This window comes from Stenotrophomonas sp. YAU14D1_LEIMI4_1, assembly GCF_003086815.1.
In the GTDB taxonomy this organism is placed as follows: Bacteria; Pseudomonadota; Gammaproteobacteria; order Xanthomonadales; family Xanthomonadaceae; genus Stenotrophomonas.
The window spans coordinates 626,972-644,182 of the sequence record NZ_CP025997.1; the positions used below are offsets into that span (position 1 = coordinate 626,972).

Consider the following 17,211-nt stretch of genomic DNA (forward strand, 5'->3'; position numbering starts at 1 on the left):
GTGGTTGCGTGGACAGGCGCCGGCAGCGGTGCCGGCCGATGCAGGCCTGATCAGCATCGTCATGCCGGTCTGCAACACGCCGGAAGTGTTCCTGCGCGAGGCCGTGGCCAGCGTCGAAGCACAGACCTACCCGAACTGGGAGCTGTGCATCCACGATGACGCGTCCGATCAGCCACATGTGGCACGCGTGCTGGACGAACTGGCACGACGGCTGCCGAACCTGCGCGTTTCGCGTTCAAGCGAGCGCCAGGGCATCGCCGCCACGACCAACGCCGCTGTAGCGCTGGCCAAGGGGCGCTGGATCACCTTCCTGGACCACGATGACCTGCTGGAGCCGGATGCGCTGGCGGCGGTGGTCGCCTGCCATGTGGCCACCTCGGCAGGGGTCGTGTACACCGACCACGACGTGCTCGGAGAGGACGGTCGTCTCCGCCACCCCTACTTCAAGCCTGACTGGAACCTGGATCTGTTCCTTTCGCAGATGTACCTGGGTCACCTGGTCAGCTTCGATGCTGCGCTGGTGGCGCAGCTGGGAGGGCTGCGCAGCGACTGCGACGGCTCGCAGGACTACGACCTGGTGCTGCGCTGTGCCGCGGCCGGGGCCACCATCGCGCATGTGCCGAAGGTGCTTTATCACTGGCGTGCACACGCCGGTTCAACCGCGGCCAATGCAGGTTCCAAGCCGTACGCGCACCACGCCGGCCGCCGCGCGCTGCAGCAGCACGTGCAGGCCACGCATCCCGGCGCAGAGGTAAGCGATGGCGAGCAGTTGTTCTGCTACGACGTACGCTACCCGTACGCGGACAAGGGGCCCTTGGCCAGCATCATCATTCCCACGCGCGACGGCCTGGACCTGCTGCGCACCTGTGTGGAATCGCTCTACGCCAAGACGGATTACCGTGCGTTCGAGATCATCGTCGTCGACAACGGCTCGACCCAAGCGGAAACCCTGCAGTGGCTGGAGGCCATGTCCCGCCGCGAAAGCTTCCGGGTGATCCGCGCCGATGTGCCGTTCAACTGGTCGGCCCTGAACAACCTGGCCGCTCGCGAAGCGCGGGGCGAGGTGCTGGTCTTCCTCAACAACGACACCGAGATCATCGACGGGCAGTGGCTGCAGCGGCTGGCCGAGAATGCGCTGCGGCCGGATGTAGGCGTGTGTGGGCCGCTGCTGCTGTACGGCGACCGCACCATCCAGCACGCTGGCGTGGTGATCGGCATGGGCGGCTGGGCCGACCATGTGTTCAAGGGTGAAACCCCCGTGCACAACCAGAATCTGTTCGTTTCGCCGGTACTGCAGCGCCAGGTCCTTGCGGTCACCGGCGCATGCATGGTCGTGGCACGTGGCACGTTCGAGTCGCTGGGCGGATTCGACGAGTCGTTCATTGTCTGCGGCAGCGACGTCGAGCTGTGCCTGCGCGCACACGGCCGCGGCCTTGCCACGGTCTACGTGGCGCGTTCGGTCATGATCCATCACGAGTCCAAGACCCGCGACCCGCGTGCGATTCCCGAGAGCGACTTCGTGCGTTCGGCCGAAGCGTATTCCCCCTACCGCGAAGAGGGCGATCCGTTCTTCAGTCCGAACCTGGACTACATGGCCTCCTCGCCCCGTCTGCGCGGGAGCGTGCAATGAGCCGTCTGGGCCATCTGCTGCGGCGCATTGCCGCGCGTCTGGATGCGAGTGCACCGGGCGCGCCCACGCCCAACACGCACGTTGCCGAGATCACCCCGTGCACGCCCCGGCATGATGGCTGGGAGGGCAAGCGGCTGAACCTGGTGCTGCCGTCTATCAACAAGCAGCATTACTTCGGCGGCATCCACACGGCCGTGCTGATCTATCGCGAGCTGTGCCGCTTCTTCCCTGCATCGCGGATCATTCTGGTCGACAGCTCACCGGATGAAGAAGCGCTCTCGCGCTTCTCCGACCACGTGCTGGTACCTGCAGATCAGACATCCACTGCGATGCGGCAGATCGTACCGTTCAGCGATCGCTACCAGAAGACACTGCCGGTTGCCGGCGAGGACATCTGGGTGGCGACAGCCTGGTGGACCGCGTATGCAGCACAGCGCATGTCGCAATGGCAGGGGGAGAACGGTGGCGTTGATCGCCCGATGGTCTATCTCATCCAGGATTTCGAGCCGGGGTTCTATCCGTGGTCCAGCCAGTACGCGCTGGCATTGAGTACTTATCGCTGCGATCGCGATATTGGTGTCTTCAACACGGGCCTGCTTGCCGATTTCTTCGAGCAGCATGATCTGCGCTATGCGCAGCGCTCCGTGTTCGAGCCGGTGCTGCATGAAGGCCTTCGGCCGGCTCTGCAACGTGTCCGCAATGCACCGGCTACGCGTGATCGCCGCATCGTGGTCTATGCGCGCCCTGGTACGCCGCGAAACGCGTTTGAGTTGATCTGTGAAGGATTGCGCCTGTGGGGATGGAAAGACGCGCGTGCAGCGCAGTGGGAGGTCGCTGCGCCTGGCGAGTTGCAGTCCGACCTGGACCTCGGGCCGTTCAGTCTGAAGGCACTGGGCAAGTTGAATATCGATGCCTACGCTGAGCTGCTGTCCACTTCGGCCTTGGGGCTGTCCTTGATGGTGTCGCCACATCCCAGCTATCCACCGCTGGAGATGGCCGCGTTCGGGATGGGCGTGGTCACCAATCGCTATGACAACAAACGTCTGGACGAGACTACGGCCAACGTAGTGTCGCTAGATGCAATGACCCCTGAAGCGATCTGCGACGCATTGATTGAGCTGGTTGACCTCTGCGAAGCTCGAGATCTGCGCCCGGGTGTTATCGCCAGCATGGATGATGCGCTATTGCAGGTTGGTAGCTTTGACCGCGTGGCAGACGAGGCGGCATCTGCGTTGGGTCTGTCCACGTAAATGCAATGGACCTGTAATGCTCAAGAATAGTGTTGCCTGGCCGAGAAGCGGCCAGATCCCGCGGTCGGCCCCTGCGTTGGCCGCGCTGGTGCTGTTGCTGCTTGCAGTGCCCTTTATCCACAGCTTCGATCAGGCGAGATTCTTGATGCTGCTGGGGATTTCCCTTGCGGGCATGGGCTGGTTGGGTGATATGTGCGCCCGTCTGTTCAGGCTCGAGGTACTGGCTGCGTCCCCAGCTTTTTTCACCCGCATCTTGCTGGGCCAGGTGACCTTGGTCGTGCTTTGGCTGTTGGTTTCGCCGCTGACCCTGGTGTGGGCACAAGTGCTGGGTCTGCCCTACGGCCTCCCCCTGGGCATCCTGGGGTTGATGGTGGGCACACTGTGGTGGCGTCGCAAGCAGCTGAGCACCTTCAAGCATGCTCTCTCCCGCGCAGACGCTGTGTGGCTGCTGATCGTCCTCCTTGCCGCGATGGTCTTGTTGAAGGCCGGTGCGCACTATTCGATGCGTGCGGGGGCACTTGGCCTTGATACACACCAGCACATTGCCTTTGCACTGGATCAGTTTATCGCCGGCTATCCGAAGCTTTCGGCCGGGCATACGGTATGGCTGGAAAAGTATCCAAAGATGCTGCACGTGCTGTCCGCGCTGTGGGCGTGGCCGGGGTTCGGGCTGCATATCGGCCCATTCGTCAAAATCCAACCAGTTCTGCAGGCCACCTTGGCAATCTTCGCCATTGCTGAAGTAGTACTTCTGTGGATGCGCCAACGGCAGCTGTCAGTGACGATGTCTCGCGCTTGGGCAATCCTGCTGGTGGTTGTCCTGGGATACTGCATCCTGCGCGGCACAAGCTTCCTTTATCCGGTAGATGATCTCAACAGCACCGGTCGATTGGCGGCTATCTCCACGCTGTTGTTTCCAGTGCTCTGCCCGATGCTGTGCTGGTTGGAACCAGCAAAGAGTGGTCGGCCTTGGCTGCTGGCTTGGCTCAGTCTACCGATCGCCGGAGCGATGGCAGCCAAGTTGAATCCTTCGCTCGCGATTGGATTTGTCAGCTTCTCAGTCCCGACTTGGTTGCTGTTGACGCTTCCTCTGTGGTTCCGGGTGGAAGGCTGGCGAGGCAAACTCGGCCTACCACTACTTGGCCTGCTGGGTGGGGCAGTACTGGGGAGCTTGCTGCTGGTGACGGATCCCTATTACCTGCAATTGCTGGCCGAGGCCTCGGCAGTAGTGCGTCAGTTCGTCGAAAACACGTTGGGACTTCGTTTGCTGGTGGCTCCGGCAGAGTTGGGGCGGTCCTCGGCTGAGTTGGTCGATCGCCTATGGCAGGTGCTTCCCTGGGAGTTGTGGCATGGTCCGCAGCCTTCAATCGGGGGGCAGTACCTGCCCGACTCACAGCAGGTGGTCGCCCATTCGGTGCTGCCGTTGACTCGCCCACTGGCCATGCTCACCTTCTTGGTGGGCATTGCGATGCTGACCATCGCTCCCGCTTCGATCCGTAGCCGGCAGGCGTTTGGCTTGTTGGTCATTGGCCAGTTCGCACTGGCAGTCGCGGTAGCCGTGGCCTTGCGTTCTTCCAACATCGTTACTCTGACGCTGGGGCATGACTCGCTGGAAGCGAGCCTACTCAGTACCTATACCCAGCGCTACGTTGGGCTGCTGGCCATGTATGCTGTGTTCCTGCAGTGGACGTTAATGCTGGCGACACTGGCGCTCACGGTCGATGCATTGCTTCAATCGCATATGTCCCGCCTGCTGCAGGGTAGGGCAATGGACCTGATTGGCCGATGTGTGATCGCGGTGGTAGCACTCGCCGTAGTCATCAGTTTCATCAGCATCGATATCAAAGGAGTGACACCTGCAGATCAGGGATGGACCTTCCCGATTGACGAGGCAGATGTGCGCGCCTTCCAAGCTGCCGAGCGCGCGCTGCCAGATGACGCCGTAGTGCTTGCGCCAGCCTATGCCATTGTTCTAAATGGCCGTGAGGACTGGGTTCTGCCCTCCATGTACGTAACCCCCTACCTGCCGTTTGCGCGCCGCGATTATCTGTTCAACGTCAGGCTCGGCTCTGGCTATGGGTTCTTTGCCAAGGATCTGCGCTCGATGTTCTGCCGCTCGCAAGTGCGGCAGACCCGTGAGATCCTGCGAAATGCCGGCGTAACCCACCTCCTGGTGCATCGCTGGGAGGGGCAAGGGGATGAGAGGGTGCTGGATGGGCAGTACTGTCTGACCGGCTACCGGCAGTTGGGCGCAACTGGTAAGCCAGTTGCCACTGGTCCAGATGGGCTCGCGTTCTACCGACTGGATCCTTGAGGTCAAGATGGGCAATAACGAAGAGGAGAGAGACGTGGTCGGGCAGTCAGATAGCGCGCCGGAGCGGGGAGTGCAGGCAATTGCTGTGGTCATACCCAGCTACAAGGTCACCCGGCATATTCTGGGGGTCATCGCCGGGATCGGTCCTGAAGTGGATACGATCTACTGCGTCGATGATGCCTGTCCGGAGCAATCTGGCCGCTTCATTGAGCAGAACAACACCGACCCCCGCGTCCGGGTGCTCTACAACCAAGTGAATCAGGGGGTAGGCGGTGCAACCATGGCCGGCTACCGCCAAGCAGCTGCAGACGGTATGGCCGTCATCGTCAAGATCGATGGCGACGGCCAGATGGATCCGACGCTGCTTCCGTCGTTCGTTGCGCCGATTCTCAATGGTGAAGCCGATTACACGAAGGGCAATCGCTTCTGGGACCTCTCCCAGATCAGTCAGATGCCCTTGCTTCGCCGCTTCGGAAATCTGGGGCTGTCGTTTCTGGCCAAGGCATCCAGTGGCTATTGGCGGCTGTTTGACCCGACCAATGGCTACACCGCCATCCATGCGGCGGTTGCCCAACGCTTGCCGATGGAAGCGATCAGTACGCGCTATTTCTTTGAGACCGACTTGCTTTTCAGGCTCAACGCAATGCAGGCGGTGGTTCAGGATGTCCCCATGGATGCGCGCTATGGCGACGAAGTGAGCAATCTGAAGATTAGCCAAGTACTTGGTGAGTTCGCGCTCAAGCATGCCAGAAATTTCTGCAAACGAATCGCCTATCGTTACTACCTGCGTGATCTGACCATCGCTTCGCTCGAACTGGTCGCTGCATTCGTTCTACTTGGGGGCGGTGCCCTGTATGGCGGCTGGAACTGGATTGTCGCTGCGGGGACTGGCGTGTCCGCGCCGGTGGGAACCGTTGTGCTTCCCGCCATCGCGATTGTCAGCGGTCTTCAGTTCATGCTCGCATTCCTCAGTTACGACATCGCCAATCAACCCGTTACGCCGGTCCATCGATCATTGATGGGGTTGCGTCGTTGACGCGTCCGGGCTCGGCTTTCCCTGACTGCCGGCCGCACCGCGATGGCGCTCCACGATGGTCGCAGCAGCAATACTCCTGCTACCATCGCCACGCGAATCGCCGGGAAGTGGTGTGCATGTGATTGGTCACAAGGCATCCTGGCTCTTCCTGGCACCACACGCCTGCCGCTGATCGCCATAAATTCGTACTCTCTGGACGTGCCATGGATAACTCCCAAACGCCTGCTCACATATCGGCTTTGACGAAGTGGGGGTTGGTGGCTTCGCTCATCAGCGGGCTATTGCTGGTATTGCTGCTGACGCCGTTCGCTACGCCCATGCCAAACTCTAGTTTGGATGGCTCTGCCACCTTCGCGATGAATGTCGCGACGGTTGAGCACCTGCGTTTCGGTAAGGACATCATCTTTACATTTGGTCCGTGGGCATCTGTCTATACGAACGTGTATCACCCTGGCACTGATGGCTTGATGGTGGGGGGATCACTCTTGATCGCCGTCGCAATGGCTGTCGGCATCTTCAAGGTTGCTGCGCCTCGACGTCGAATCCTCCTGTTGTTGTTTCCCCTGGTCATTGGTCTGATCTGGCAGCCCTACGGAAGCGGCTGGCGAGACGCGACATTGATGCTGCTTCCTCTGTTGCTTCCGCTGGCCGTCGTGCGAGGAAATGAGTCCGGGAGCCAACGCGTCGGAATCCTCTGCCTGCTTGCTGTTGCAATCGCACTCCTACCGTTGGTGAAAGGTAGCTTCAGTCTGCTTGCGGCGGGTGCCAGCCTGATGGCCATCGTCTTGTGCTGGCGAACTTCGCCACGGGCTGCGATCACAATTGGAATCACACAGCTGATTGCGTTGCCAGCGGCATGGCTGATCTCGGGCCAGTCCCTGCCTGATCTACCAGGCTATTTCATCGCCCAAGCGCCGATCGTGTCCGGCTACACCAATGGCATGTCCTCTTCTGGCGGACTAGGCTGGACGAGTCTGGCGCTCTTTTTGGTAACGGCTGCGGCATTGGTAGCAATCTCAGCGCAGGGCGATCTCCGTGGCAGATGGTATGCGCCGGTCTTGGCGGTCCTCTATCTGTTTGTCACCTTCAAAGCGGGTTTCGTCAGAAGTGACCAAGCGCATGCGATGATTGCATCCACTGGTCTGCTACTGCTTGGGCTGCTGATCTGCATCTCTCCTAGTGGCGAGCGTGGTCGAGGAATTGCTGCGCTTGCTGTCGGCCTGCTCGGTTCATCACTCATCGTGTTCTCATATGGCGCGCCCGAGCCGAGAGAGGCAATCGCCAAGCTCGGCGATGCTGTGACGATGCCTGCGAAAGGCCTTTGGCTGCGCTTGACCGACACGCGTGCCATGGGGCGTGAGTATCAGCGCCGTATCGAAGAACTGCGTGCAGAGTCTCCCTTCTCCTCAGAGAGCGGAGAAGTAGATCTTTACTCCTATGAGCTTGGCCATATCCTTGTTGCCAAGGAATTGAAGTGGAAACCTCGGCCTGTCCTGCAGAGCTACTCCGCTTACACGCCGTCATTGGTTCAGGCCAATGCGGAACATCTGCGCCGCAATCCACCTTCGCAGGTCTATTTCAACGCTGCCACTATCGATAATCGATATCCGGCGCTTGAAGACGGTGCCAGCTGGTTGGAGCTGCTCGGCAGCTTCCGGCCTCAACGCGTGGATTCGGGTTACGCGGTCCTTGGACACCTGGGAAATAGCGCAGTTCCACTCACTCCTGAGTCCACCACACCAATTGATGTCAAGCTCGGTCAGGATGTCGACGTGCCCGGTGTTGAAGGGCCTGTTTGGGCAACACTGGACTTCCGGCCCACGCTGTTGGGTAGGTTGTACTCCGTTCTGTACAAGGCCCCCGAACTGGTGCTCCGTCTGCGCTATGAAAATGGAGATGTCACCTCCTTCAGGATGATTGCCGGGATGGCATCGACTGGCTTCCTGCTGTCCCCTACGATCACTGACGGCACCGGCTTTGTTGCAGTGGGTTCGCACTATCGCGACGATTTTCTCGCGGGACGCAAGGTTGTGTCGATGAGTGTGCGCGGTGAGAGCGGCACTCGTTTCATGTGGAAGGACAGTTACCGCCTGACTCTGTCGCCACTGCGCATCCCGATGAGTGCAGACGCAGATCGTGTTCTGACCGGTACCTGGAAGGAGGGACTTCCGTCAGAGGCCTACCCCGTAGGTGGCAACTGCAATATCGAGCAAGTCAGTGGGATGGATGTAACGGCCGAACCAATGCAGTTACCCGGTCGCTTGTTCAAGGTGCGTGGCTGGGCCGCGGTGAACGCCGAGAAGGGAGTCGCCAACCGTGGTATTTCCCTGCTGGCCATGTTGCCTGATGGCCGGACAATGATTCTACCTGCCAGAAACGTACCACGTATGGATGTGGCGGCCCACTTCAGAAAGTCAACGCTCGACTATTCGGGCTACGAAGCCTATGTAGATGTCCGCAGACTGCCTTCGGAGGCCCATTTCCGGGTACTGCAGAGCGATGGTGATCAATGGCTGATGTGTCAGCCACCTCTGTTGACCGTCCATCGAACCGATACGCTGGCAGCGCCCCCGGCCGACTGAAAGTAGCGGGGGCGCTTGTTGAAGCGGGGCCAATGCTCAGCGACGGAAGGAAAGGCGCTTGTGCCCTATGTAGCTGGTAATAGCCGGAATCATCACGCCAATCGCATGAGCGATGGTTTCGTTATGGAAATCTACTTTTAATGCCGGCAGCAACCAGCGTGCGGTGATCAGGCTTGCCAGGACGGTCTGCGCTACCGCAGCCACGTTGATCAGCAGGAACCAAAGAAACTGATGGTGCAGCCGATTGCTTGACTCGCTGAATACAAACAATTTGTTGAGCGAGAATGCCGTGATCAGGCCAAGGCAGAACGCCAGTAGGATTGCCGGCACATAGGGCATCCAGTGGCTAAGCAGGATGCGCGAGCCAACATTGACCAGTGCGGCAACGCCGCTGGCCATCAGGAAGCGCATGAACTGGGTGGAGGGCGTACGTTCGATCATTCTGATTCTGTCATTGGCTTGATTCTGCGGACGGCGCCGTGGGCCGGTGGAGCTGTTGTCATTCCTTCTCGCTTGGCGCTGCCGTTTCCACCTCTATCTTCCAGTCGTAGGGATTGACGGGTATGGCATGAGGACCCGGTTGGCCTAGCTGCACCGACTGCCCCTTCCAGTCGAGGTCCTTGAACGGTTGCCGGCGAAGGTGCTGCGCATTGGTCAGTGCGAATAGACAGATCAGGGCTGTGGTCATCGCGGTGGCATTGACTCGGCTACGCAAGGCCTGACCACTCAATGCAAGCCATACGGCCCACCACCAGACGACCTTCACGAGGTAGAAGTAGCGGTCGCCATTGAGCGGAACGAGCGCCCCCGGATCTGTCATCCTCAGCATTGGGACGAACGTTTCGACGATAGAGAATGCAACGAAGCCGAGGACGGTCAGTCGGGCATTGCCGTCTACACTGCGTGTCAGTAGCAATCTGCCGATAAGCAGGCCGTAGAGGAGTAGCCAGGAAGTTCCGGTCAGGAAGTCGCTGCCGAAGATGTGAGACGGAACCAACTCGGTGAACGTGGTGTCCAGCACCCACAGCGGCGCCATGCCTACCATGCGTTGAGCTTCTGGATAGGAAATGATGACCAGTGCCTGCACGATCCCGCCAATTGACATGGCGGCAATGGAATGCCAATCACGACTGGCGATGAAGCCAGAGAGAGCACCGTTGAAGGGGTCGATGCGCGTTCGCGCGGTCAGCCAGCCAACAGCTGTGATTGCGCAGATGACCAACAACAGCAGCGTGGAGAATGGACCCGTGAGGGCAATGAGCATGACGAGGAAGGCGCGAAGCCATAGAGTGACGCGCGACGTCGTGGGTTCCACCGGAGCCAGGCAGCAGGCTGCCATCGCGAACTGCAGGAACCATTGAACATTGGTGATCGTGCCAAAGATCTCGCCATTGGTGGGCACGGCCAGCATCGACAGCGCTACGATCCAGGCAGGCACGTAGCTACGCAGTCGGCTGCACGTGTAGGTTATGGCCATCGTCGACAATAGAATGGCCGCAGCATTGTAGAGCAGCGGGGCCTTTGCGACCGGCAGCCAAGCTGCAATCCAGGCTACCAGTCGGGGAATGACCAAAAGGTAGCCGGCGTAGGGGGTAAATAGTTGTGGTAGCACGCGACCGTACTGGTCGGTGAAGAACACAGTGGCATCTTCAGCCCAGAACTGAGGGAGAGTCAGTGCGTCATTGCTCTTGTAGGCCATGACGAAGAGAACGACAAGGAATGCTCCCAGTCGATTTCCAACTGAGTCTTGGTGACGCCTCGGCGTGATCAATGGAAGTGATGTCATGGCAAAAGGTAAGTGGAGTAAGGCGATCCTATCGGCGGAGGTGGCCAAAGGACATGCTGTTTGCCTGAAGGTCATCAAGTTTTCGTTGGTTGCTTCGTGCGGCGACCTGGCTAGCCCGTTCACGCTCCAGTGCCGTAGGAGACAGTGAAGGCTTCTGAAGCAGCCGCAGCCAGCGTTGAGCCCACGGCAATGCTCTCATTGATCGAGCGATCTTCCGGATAGTAGTACGCCGTGTCGGCCATGAAGAATCCCTGCAGTGGCGTCTTCATCGGCGGCAACATTTCCTGGAACCCCGGCGGGCAGATGGTCTGCGCGTACTCGTAACGGTGGCAATGGGTGGCCTTGATCCATTCCGGCCTGAACGCAGGATTGATCATCGGCAGGTAGCTGATGACCTCATCGATGAGTTGCTGGTTGCTCCATTGCCACTTCGGATGGGTCTTTGGCATGTAGTACGGCGCATACACGATGTGCTCACCAGTACCACTACCAGGATTGAGGTTGCTGTACTCGATCAGGCCGGGAATGGTGATTCGATCATCGCTGATGTTCATCCAGAAATTCTCGCTGACCGGGTGCGAAAGCTTCAGGATCACGCAGGCTACGGGAATGTTCTCGATGGCGCCGACCTGGTCGGCAAACGCCTTCGGCAGGCCCGGAACCATGCCGGGCACGTACTGGATGGGCGCGGTGGAAACCACGGTTTCATAGGGATGATGACCGTCGGGCGTGCGGATGCCGGTGACCTTGCCCTCGACAGAGGTGACTTCCTGGATCGGCTGGGAAAGCAGGATGCGCCCGCCGAGGCGAACGATTTCCTTGGCCATCCTGTCGAGCAGTACAGCCGAGCCGCCTTGCAGGTAACCCATGCTCTCGTTGAACAGATTGCGACGCGATAGCGCCACGCGCTTGATGCGGGTGCCGATCCAGGATGCCGACAGATCGTTCTGGTACTCGAAGAACTTCAGTGCGAACGCCTTTTCCCACATCACCTTGTAGGCCTTCGGGCCGATCCAGCGGGTGATCCAGTCGCGCGCGTTTTCCTTGTCCAGTGCGGTCCAATCCTGGATGCCCTTGGTGTGCATCACGTGCAAGGCGTAGCGCACCTTGTCGATCAGGCCCAGGTGCGGGAAGCCAAGCAGGGCGAACGGCGTGCCCCACTTATGCAGCTTGCCCTGGTAGTAGTAGCCCATCTTGGTATCGGTCCAATGCAGGCGATCAGACAGCTGTATCTCGTCCAGCAGCTTGAACAGCGGATAGTCGGTCTTGCAGATGAAGTGGTAGTAGCGCTCGATACGCAGGCCGTCGAAGTCGAAGTCGGCCGACATGCCGCCGATGCGGTCATCGCGTTCGTACACATCAACCTGGTGGCCTTTCTTCAGCAGCTCGAGGGCTGCCATCAGGCCCATCGGGCCACTGCCGATGATGGCGAAAGTGCTCATTCGAATAGGATTCCGTCTGTTCTGGTGGTTCAGCGCTGCAGCACGATGTGGCTGTAGCGCGGGTCGGTGTAGCTTTCGCGGATCGCTTCCTCGAACGGCGTCTGCTTCACGCCGAATACGGCTTCGGTGTCGACGCCCTTGAAATCGTCGCCGGCGCTGAGCGCCTTCAACTGGTCCGCGGTGAACGGCGGTTTGCTGCTGAACAGGCTGTAGACCTTCAGCAGGAATGCGAAGAAGCCGATTGGGATATGCACGATCGCCGTGTGCAGCTTCTTCACCCGCTTGATGGTGCGGATGATGTCCACGTAGTCAACGCGGGTATCGCCCACGATGTCGAACACCTCGCCATTGGGCTCGGTTTCGATGCACTTGGCGATGCAGCGGCAGAAGTCGCGTTCGTACAGCGGCTGGCGCATGAACCTGCCGTCACCCGGAATCGGGAATACCGGGGTGCGCGCCATGAAGCGCGACAGCCAGCCCAGGTGCTTGGGGTCGAACCAGCCGAACATCAGGGTAGGGCGCAGCACGCAGTGGCGCTGGCCACTGGCCACGACCATTTCTTCCTGCTCGCGCTTGGTGTTGGTGTAGTCATCCTTGGCCACCGAGTTCACCACCGAGGAGCTGATGTGCACCATGTACGGCACGGCGGCATCCTGTGTGGCCTTCAGCACATGCCCGGTAGCGGTGATGTTGTTGCGTACGAACAGATCGGTGGTCTTGCCGGTGATCTGCGCGTGCAACTGCACAACCAGGCGCGCGCCTGCAAACCGCTCGGCCCAGTCGCCGGGTTCGGCCAGATCAGCCAGCACCGTCTCCACCTCCGGGTGCAGCTGGCGAAGGATCTCCAGGTTGTGCGCATGCTTGTCGATCGCCACCAGCCGGGTGTAGCCCTGCTGCTTCATTTCCACGATGAGGTTCTGCCCCACCAGGCCGGCTGCGCCGGTAATGACGATCTTGTCGTTCTTGTTTGCCATGGACCAGCTCGACTGCTAATGGAATAGGGTCAGCGCGGCTTGTAAGCCACGACCAGCGCTTGTTTGCCCAGGATGTGCCACGCCAGCGGAATCTTCAGATACAGCGACACCAGCCATGGCGCCTGCGGCAGGCGGCTCTTGGTGGTGTAGGGCAGGAACTTGGGAATGACCACGCGGGGCTCGAGTCCGGCCATCAGGACGCCTTCGACCAGGCTGCGGTCGCTCAACGCGGTGTGGTGGTCGAAGTAGTCCCAGTACTCGTCATAGAGGAACCGGATGTTCGGCTGCAGGATGATGGCGCGGCCTCCCGGCTTCAGCATGCGCGCGCTCTCGCGCAGCGTCTGCAGCACCAGATCCTTGCTGGGCAGGTGTTCCAGGAAGTTGCTCATGAACACCGCATCGACACTGGCATCGGGGATCGAGGCTACTGCCGTGCAGGACTCATTGATGATGCGCACGCCGTCGGCCGCGAAGCGCCGCACATCGGGATTCAGGTCGACCGCGATCTTGCCCGCGGCCGGAATGTTGTTGATGAACTCGCAGTAGCCTGCGCCGATATCGACGACCGTGTCGCCGGCATCGACGAACCTGCTGAAGTACTCGCCACACAGCACCTGCCAAATCCGGTTCTTGTTGGCGAGTTCTTCCTTGGGAAACCGGTACTGGTAGAGCACATCGAGATCGCGATCGATATCCGGCATACGAGTCGTCCTGGTTCGTGGTGCGGGTCAGAGGGAAATGCGACGGAACACGGCTTCGGGAATGTTCTTGATGATCATCATGATCGCCCACCAGAAACCCGGCAGGTAGGCCACGGCCTTGCGCTTGCCGATGGCCTTGAGGATGCCGCCCGCCACCTTGTCCGGGGTGGCCCAGAGGGCGCCCTTCTTGAACGCGGCGGTCATCGGCGTGTCGACGAAGCCGGGCTTGATCACCAGCACGTTGATGCCGGCCGGGCGCAGGCGCTGGCCCAGGCCGCTCAGATAGGCTGTGACGGCGGCCTTGGCGCTGCCGTACAGGTAGTTGCTGGCGCGGCCGCGGTCACCGGCCACCGAAGAAATGACCGCCAGGCTGGCACCGGACTGCAGGCGCTGCGCAAGCGCGGCGGACAGGGCGATGGTGGAGGTGCCATTGGTCGCAAATTCCTGCAGGGACAGGTCGACCGAGGCATCGCAGGCGGCCTGGTCGGGCAGGGTACCGTGGGCGATCAGGACGGTGTCCACGCCGCCCAGCGCGCCCCAGGCGTTGTCCAGCAGGGCGTCATGGGCGGCCACATCGTTCACGTCCAGCACGCCGCTGTGCACGTGCGGCGCACCGCGTACGCGCAGGTCGGCGGCAATGGCGTCCAGCCTGACGGCACTGCGGCCGACCAGATAGAGCGCGGCACCGCGTGCGGCGTACAGGCGGGCCACCGATTCGGCTATGGCCGAGGTTGCGCCGATGATCAGGATCTTCTGCATGCTTACTCCATCACCCGGCGCCAGAAGCCGGATGAGAATCGGGGGTCGATGAAGCGGGAAAATGCTTCCCAGGCCGGGTAGGCCTGGCGGAACAGGGTGCCGGACATGCGTGCGTCCTTGGCCGCATACACCGCACCACCGGCGTCGCTGACGATGCGGTCCAGGCGGTCGAGCATCTTCAACAGGTCAGCGCCGTCGTTGGGGAAATCCAGCGCCAGGGTGGTACCCGGGCGTGGGAAGGAGAGCATGCCCGGTGAGGGCCGGTCACCGAACTCCTTCAGCACCGCCAGGAACGAACCGCGCCCGCTGCGGGCGATTTCGCCCAGCAGCGAGGCAGTGGCATCGCGTGCAGTGGCTGGCGGCAGTACGCACTGGTGCTGCAGGAAGCCTCGCGGGCCGTACATGCGGTTCCAGTGGTTGATGCCGTCCAGCGGATAGAAGTAGCTCTGGTAGTGCGAGACGTGGCGTGCGCGGCGCGCTGGCTGGCGCCAGTAATACAGCGTATTGAACGGGCGCAGGGTAAGGCTGTTGACCAGCGACACCGGCGGCACCAGCGGCATGCTGCGCTTGGGCGCCGAACTGGGCGTGGCCGCATGCGCGTCGCCCGGTGCGTGGTCGCCGCGCAGGAAGTGCCCGCGGCCCAGCGCGCTGCCCTTGGCCAGGCAGTCGATCCAGGCAACGGTGTACTCGAAGTCATTGGCCGATTCGCGCGACAGCGCGAAGAACTCGTCCAGGTTGTCGAAGCGGATCGATTCGGTTTCGATCCACGGGCCGGGCACGCGCCGCAGCTGCAGTTCGGCCCAGGTGATGAAGCCGGTCAGGCCCAGACCGCCCACGGTGGCGGCGAACAGGCCACTGGTGTCGGCTGGGCTGAGCTGCTGGCGAACGCCATCACTGCGCAGCAGCTCCAGGCAGCGCACGTGGTGGCCGAAGGTGCCGGCGCGATGGTGGTTCTTGCCGTGCACATCGTTGCCGATCGCACCGCCCACCGTGGCATAGCGCGTACCCGGGGTGACCGGCAGGAACCAGCCACGCGGCAACGCGATATCCAGGATGTCGGCCAGGGTGACCCCGGCCTCGCAGCGCACGATGCCGGTGGCCGGATCGAAGTCGATGAAGCGGTCCAGGGCGCGGCTGGTCAGCAGCGTGGCGCCCGGGTTCAGGCAACTGTCGCCGTAGCTGCGGCCATTGCCGTGGGGCAGCACCGTGCCGCCTTCCGGCGGCAGCGGCAGCAGGGCCGCGCGGTCGAGCACCGGAACGATCCGCTGTTCGACCCGCGGGTAGCGCCCCCATGACTGGCCGAGCGCTGCACTCATATGGCGATCAGCACGATCAGTACGCACAGCGCGATGACGATCTGGCTGCCGCGGTCCATGGCCGCGAACACGATCGGGTCGTCGTGCATGTCGCCGCGGTGGGAGACGATCCACATGCGGCTGATCCAGTACAGCAGGATCGGGCATAGCAGCCACAGCAGCTTGGGGTTCCTGTACAGCTCCATGCTCTCGGGGCTGTTGATGTAGAGCGCGAACACCAGCACGCCGATATAGCCGGCGGCGGCACCCAGCGACTGCACCAGCGGCAGGTCGGCCACCGAGTAGCCACGGCCGATGGCCACTTCCTTGCCGTTGGCCAGCGCCGAAGCCAGTTCGGTGTAGCGCTTGAGCATTGCCAGGCTGAGGAACACGAACATCGAGAACGCCAGCAGCCAGAACGACAGTTCCGAATTGATCGCCACTGTGCCGCCGATGATGCGCACCGTATACAAGGCCGCCAGCAACACCACGTCGATCATGACGATGCGCTTGAGCTTCAGCGAATAGCCCAGGGTCATCACGTAGTAGCACAGCAGCACGCCGGCGAAGGCCGGGCTGCACCACAGTGCCAATGCGAAGCCGGCCAGGGTAATCAGCGGTGCCACCAGCAGGCCGTGCAGCAATGGCAGCGTGCCGGCGGCGAAGGGCCGCTTGCGCTTGCGCGGGTGCATGCGGTCCGGGGTGAGGTCCAGCAGATCGTTCAGCAGGTAGACGCCGGAAGCACACAGGCCGAAGGCCAGGAAGGCCACCGCTGCGTCGGCAATGGCAACTGGATCCAGGAAGCGGTGGGCGGTCAGCAAGGGCACCAGCACCAGCAGGTTCTTCAGCCACTGGTACACGCGCAGGGCTTTGATCCAGGTCAGCAGGCCGCCGTTGTGGGCGGGCAGGTGGGCCAGGACTTCGGTCTGGCGGGCGGCATCGCGGGCCAGGCTGCTGCCGTTGTTCACCACGATGGCGCCGCCGGCGCGCGCCCAGACTTTCAGGTCGACGCGGCCGTTGCCCATGTAGTCGAAGCCACGTTCACCGAAACGCTCGGCCAGCGCGGCGCCCTTGTTGTTGCCCGACAGGTTGGTGTGGCCATCGCTGGCCATCACTTCCTCGAACAGCCCCAGATGGTCGGCAATCGGTTGCACCAGCAGGCGGTCCGACGCCGTGCACAGCACGCGCGGGCGCTGGGTGGTGGTGCGCAGTATTTCCAGCACCCGCTCGTCGTAGGGCAGGGTTTCGGCGGGAAGCTGCACGCGCGAGGCCAGCTGGCGCTTCACGTGGGCCTTGCCACGCAGCAGCCAGAACGGCACCAGGAAGATGTACAGGGGGTTGTGGGCCAGCAGGGCCAGCAGCGATTCGTACAGGATGTCCGAGCGGAGCAGGGTGCCGTCGAGGTCCACGCAGAGGGCGCGTTGTTCAAGGGCCAAAATTGG

13 protein-coding genes are annotated in these 17,211 nt (G+C 61.5%); 5 read left to right on the forward strand and 8 right to left on the reverse strand.

Annotated features, from left to right (window positions below):
- The first annotated feature begins 61 nt into the window (after window positions 1-61).
- The 5 genes from C1932_RS02825 to C1932_RS02845 all read left to right on the forward strand — a co-directional run bounded on the left by C1932_RS02825 (window position 62) and on the right by C1932_RS02845 (window position 8,812).
- Complete coding sequence (locus tag C1932_RS02825; protein ID WP_325051532.1) at window positions 62-1,630, forward strand: glycosyltransferase family 2 protein; 1,569 nt, start codon at window positions 62-64, stop codon at window positions 1,628-1,630.
- A gap of 140 nt (window positions 1,631-1,770) precedes the next feature.
- Complete coding sequence (locus C1932_RS02830; RefSeq protein ID WP_234412357.1) at window positions 1,771-2,880, forward strand: hypothetical protein; 1,110 nt, start codon at window positions 1,771-1,773, stop codon at window positions 2,878-2,880.
- Window positions 2,881-2,896: 16 nt separating this feature from the next.
- A complete protein-coding gene (locus C1932_RS02835) occupies window positions 2,897-5,194 on the forward strand; it encodes a hypothetical protein (RefSeq protein ID WP_108761161.1) in 2,298 nt (765 codons plus the stop codon).
- A 7-nt stretch (window positions 5,195-5,201) separates the two neighbouring features.
- On the forward strand, window positions 5,202-6,230 hold the full coding sequence (locus C1932_RS02840) for a glycosyltransferase family 2 protein (RefSeq protein ID WP_108761162.1): 1,029 nt from the start codon (window positions 5,202-5,204) through the stop codon (window positions 6,228-6,230).
- Window positions 6,231-6,433: 203 nt separating this feature from the next.
- Window positions 6,434-8,812: a hypothetical protein gene (locus tag C1932_RS02845; RefSeq protein ID WP_159094491.1), complete on the forward strand. Its 2,379-nt coding sequence runs from the start codon at window positions 6,434-6,436 to the stop codon at window positions 8,810-8,812.
- Between the two features lie 36 nt (window positions 8,813-8,848).
- On the opposite strand, the gene C1932_RS02850 is transcribed toward C1932_RS02845, so the two are convergent.
- The 8 genes from C1932_RS02850 to C1932_RS02885 all read right to left on the reverse strand — a co-directional run bounded on the left by C1932_RS02850 (window position 8,849) and on the right by C1932_RS02885 (window position 17,178).
- Entirely contained in the window at window positions 8,849-9,253 is a 405-nt protein-coding gene (locus C1932_RS02850; RefSeq protein ID WP_108761164.1) for a GtrA family protein, read from the reverse strand.
- 58 nt (window positions 9,254-9,311) lie between these two features.
- Entirely contained in the window at window positions 9,312-10,511 is a 1,200-nt protein-coding gene (locus C1932_RS02855; RefSeq protein WP_108761165.1) for a hypothetical protein, read from the reverse strand.
- Between the two features lie 206 nt (window positions 10,512-10,717).
- Window positions 10,718-12,040, reverse strand: a complete 1,323-nt coding sequence (locus tag C1932_RS02860) for an NAD(P)/FAD-dependent oxidoreductase (RefSeq protein WP_108761166.1) — start codon at window positions 12,038-12,040, stop codon at window positions 10,718-10,720.
- Between the two features lie 29 nt (window positions 12,041-12,069).
- Window positions 12,070-13,014: an NAD-dependent epimerase/dehydratase family protein gene (locus tag C1932_RS02865; protein ID WP_108761167.1), complete on the reverse strand. Its 945-nt coding sequence runs from the start codon at window positions 13,012-13,014 to the stop codon at window positions 12,070-12,072.
- 29 nt (window positions 13,015-13,043) lie between these two features.
- Window positions 13,044-13,715, reverse strand: coding sequence for a class I SAM-dependent methyltransferase (locus C1932_RS02870; protein ID WP_108761168.1), 672 nt, complete (start codon window positions 13,713-13,715; stop codon window positions 13,044-13,046).
- Window positions 13,716-13,742: 27 nt separating this feature from the next.
- Window positions 13,743-14,474: an SDR family oxidoreductase gene (locus tag C1932_RS02875; RefSeq protein WP_108761169.1), complete on the reverse strand. Its 732-nt coding sequence runs from the start codon at window positions 14,472-14,474 to the stop codon at window positions 13,743-13,745.
- A 2-nt stretch (window positions 14,475-14,476) separates the two neighbouring features.
- Entirely contained in the window at window positions 14,477-15,790 is a 1,314-nt protein-coding gene (locus tag C1932_RS02880; RefSeq protein WP_108761170.1) for an FAD-binding oxidoreductase, read from the reverse strand.
- Window positions 15,787-17,178, reverse strand: a complete 1,392-nt coding sequence (locus tag C1932_RS02885; RefSeq protein WP_234412359.1) for a UbiA family prenyltransferase — start codon at window positions 17,176-17,178, stop codon at window positions 15,787-15,789. Before C1932_RS02885 ends, C1932_RS02880 begins: the two co-directional genes overlap by 4 nt.
- Window positions 17,179-17,211: the final 33 nt, after the last annotated feature.

Bases quoted from the DNA above. Each gene is read 5' to 3' on its own strand.
- C1932_RS02825 (WP_325051532.1), top strand. From the start codon at position 62: ATGCCGGTCTGCAACACGCCGGAAGTGTTCCTGCGCGAGGCCGTGGCC.
- C1932_RS02880 (WP_108761170.1), bottom strand. From the start codon at position 15,790: ATGAGTGCAGCGCTCGGCCAGTCATGGGGGCGCTACCCGCGGGTCGAA.
- C1932_RS02835 (WP_108761161.1), top strand. From the start codon at position 2,897: ATGCTCAAGAATAGTGTTGCCTGGCCGAGAAGCGGCCAGATCCCGCGG.
- C1932_RS02860 (WP_108761166.1), bottom strand. From the start codon at position 12,040: ATGAGCACTTTCGCCATCATCGGCAGTGGCCCGATGGGCCTGATGGCA.
- C1932_RS02870 (WP_108761168.1), bottom strand. From the start codon at position 13,715: ATGCCGGATATCGATCGCGATCTCGATGTGCTCTACCAGTACCGGTTT.
- C1932_RS02845 (WP_159094491.1), top strand. From the start codon at position 6,434: ATGGATAACTCCCAAACGCCTGCTCACATATCGGCTTTGACGAAGTGG.
- C1932_RS02850 (WP_108761164.1), bottom strand. From the start codon at position 9,253: ATGATCGAACGTACGCCCTCCACCCAGTTCATGCGCTTCCTGATGGCC.
- C1932_RS02855 (WP_108761165.1), bottom strand. From the start codon at position 10,511: ATGGCCTACAAGAGCAATGACGCACTGACTCTCCCTCAGTTCTGGGCT.
- C1932_RS02875 (WP_108761169.1), bottom strand. From the start codon at position 14,474: ATGCAGAAGATCCTGATCATCGGCGCAACCTCGGCCATAGCCGAATCG.
- C1932_RS02840 (WP_108761162.1), top strand. From the start codon at position 5,202: ATGGGCAATAACGAAGAGGAGAGAGACGTGGTCGGGCAGTCAGATAGC.
- C1932_RS02865 (WP_108761167.1), bottom strand. From the start codon at position 13,014: ATGGCAAACAAGAACGACAAGATCGTCATTACCGGCGCAGCCGGCCTG.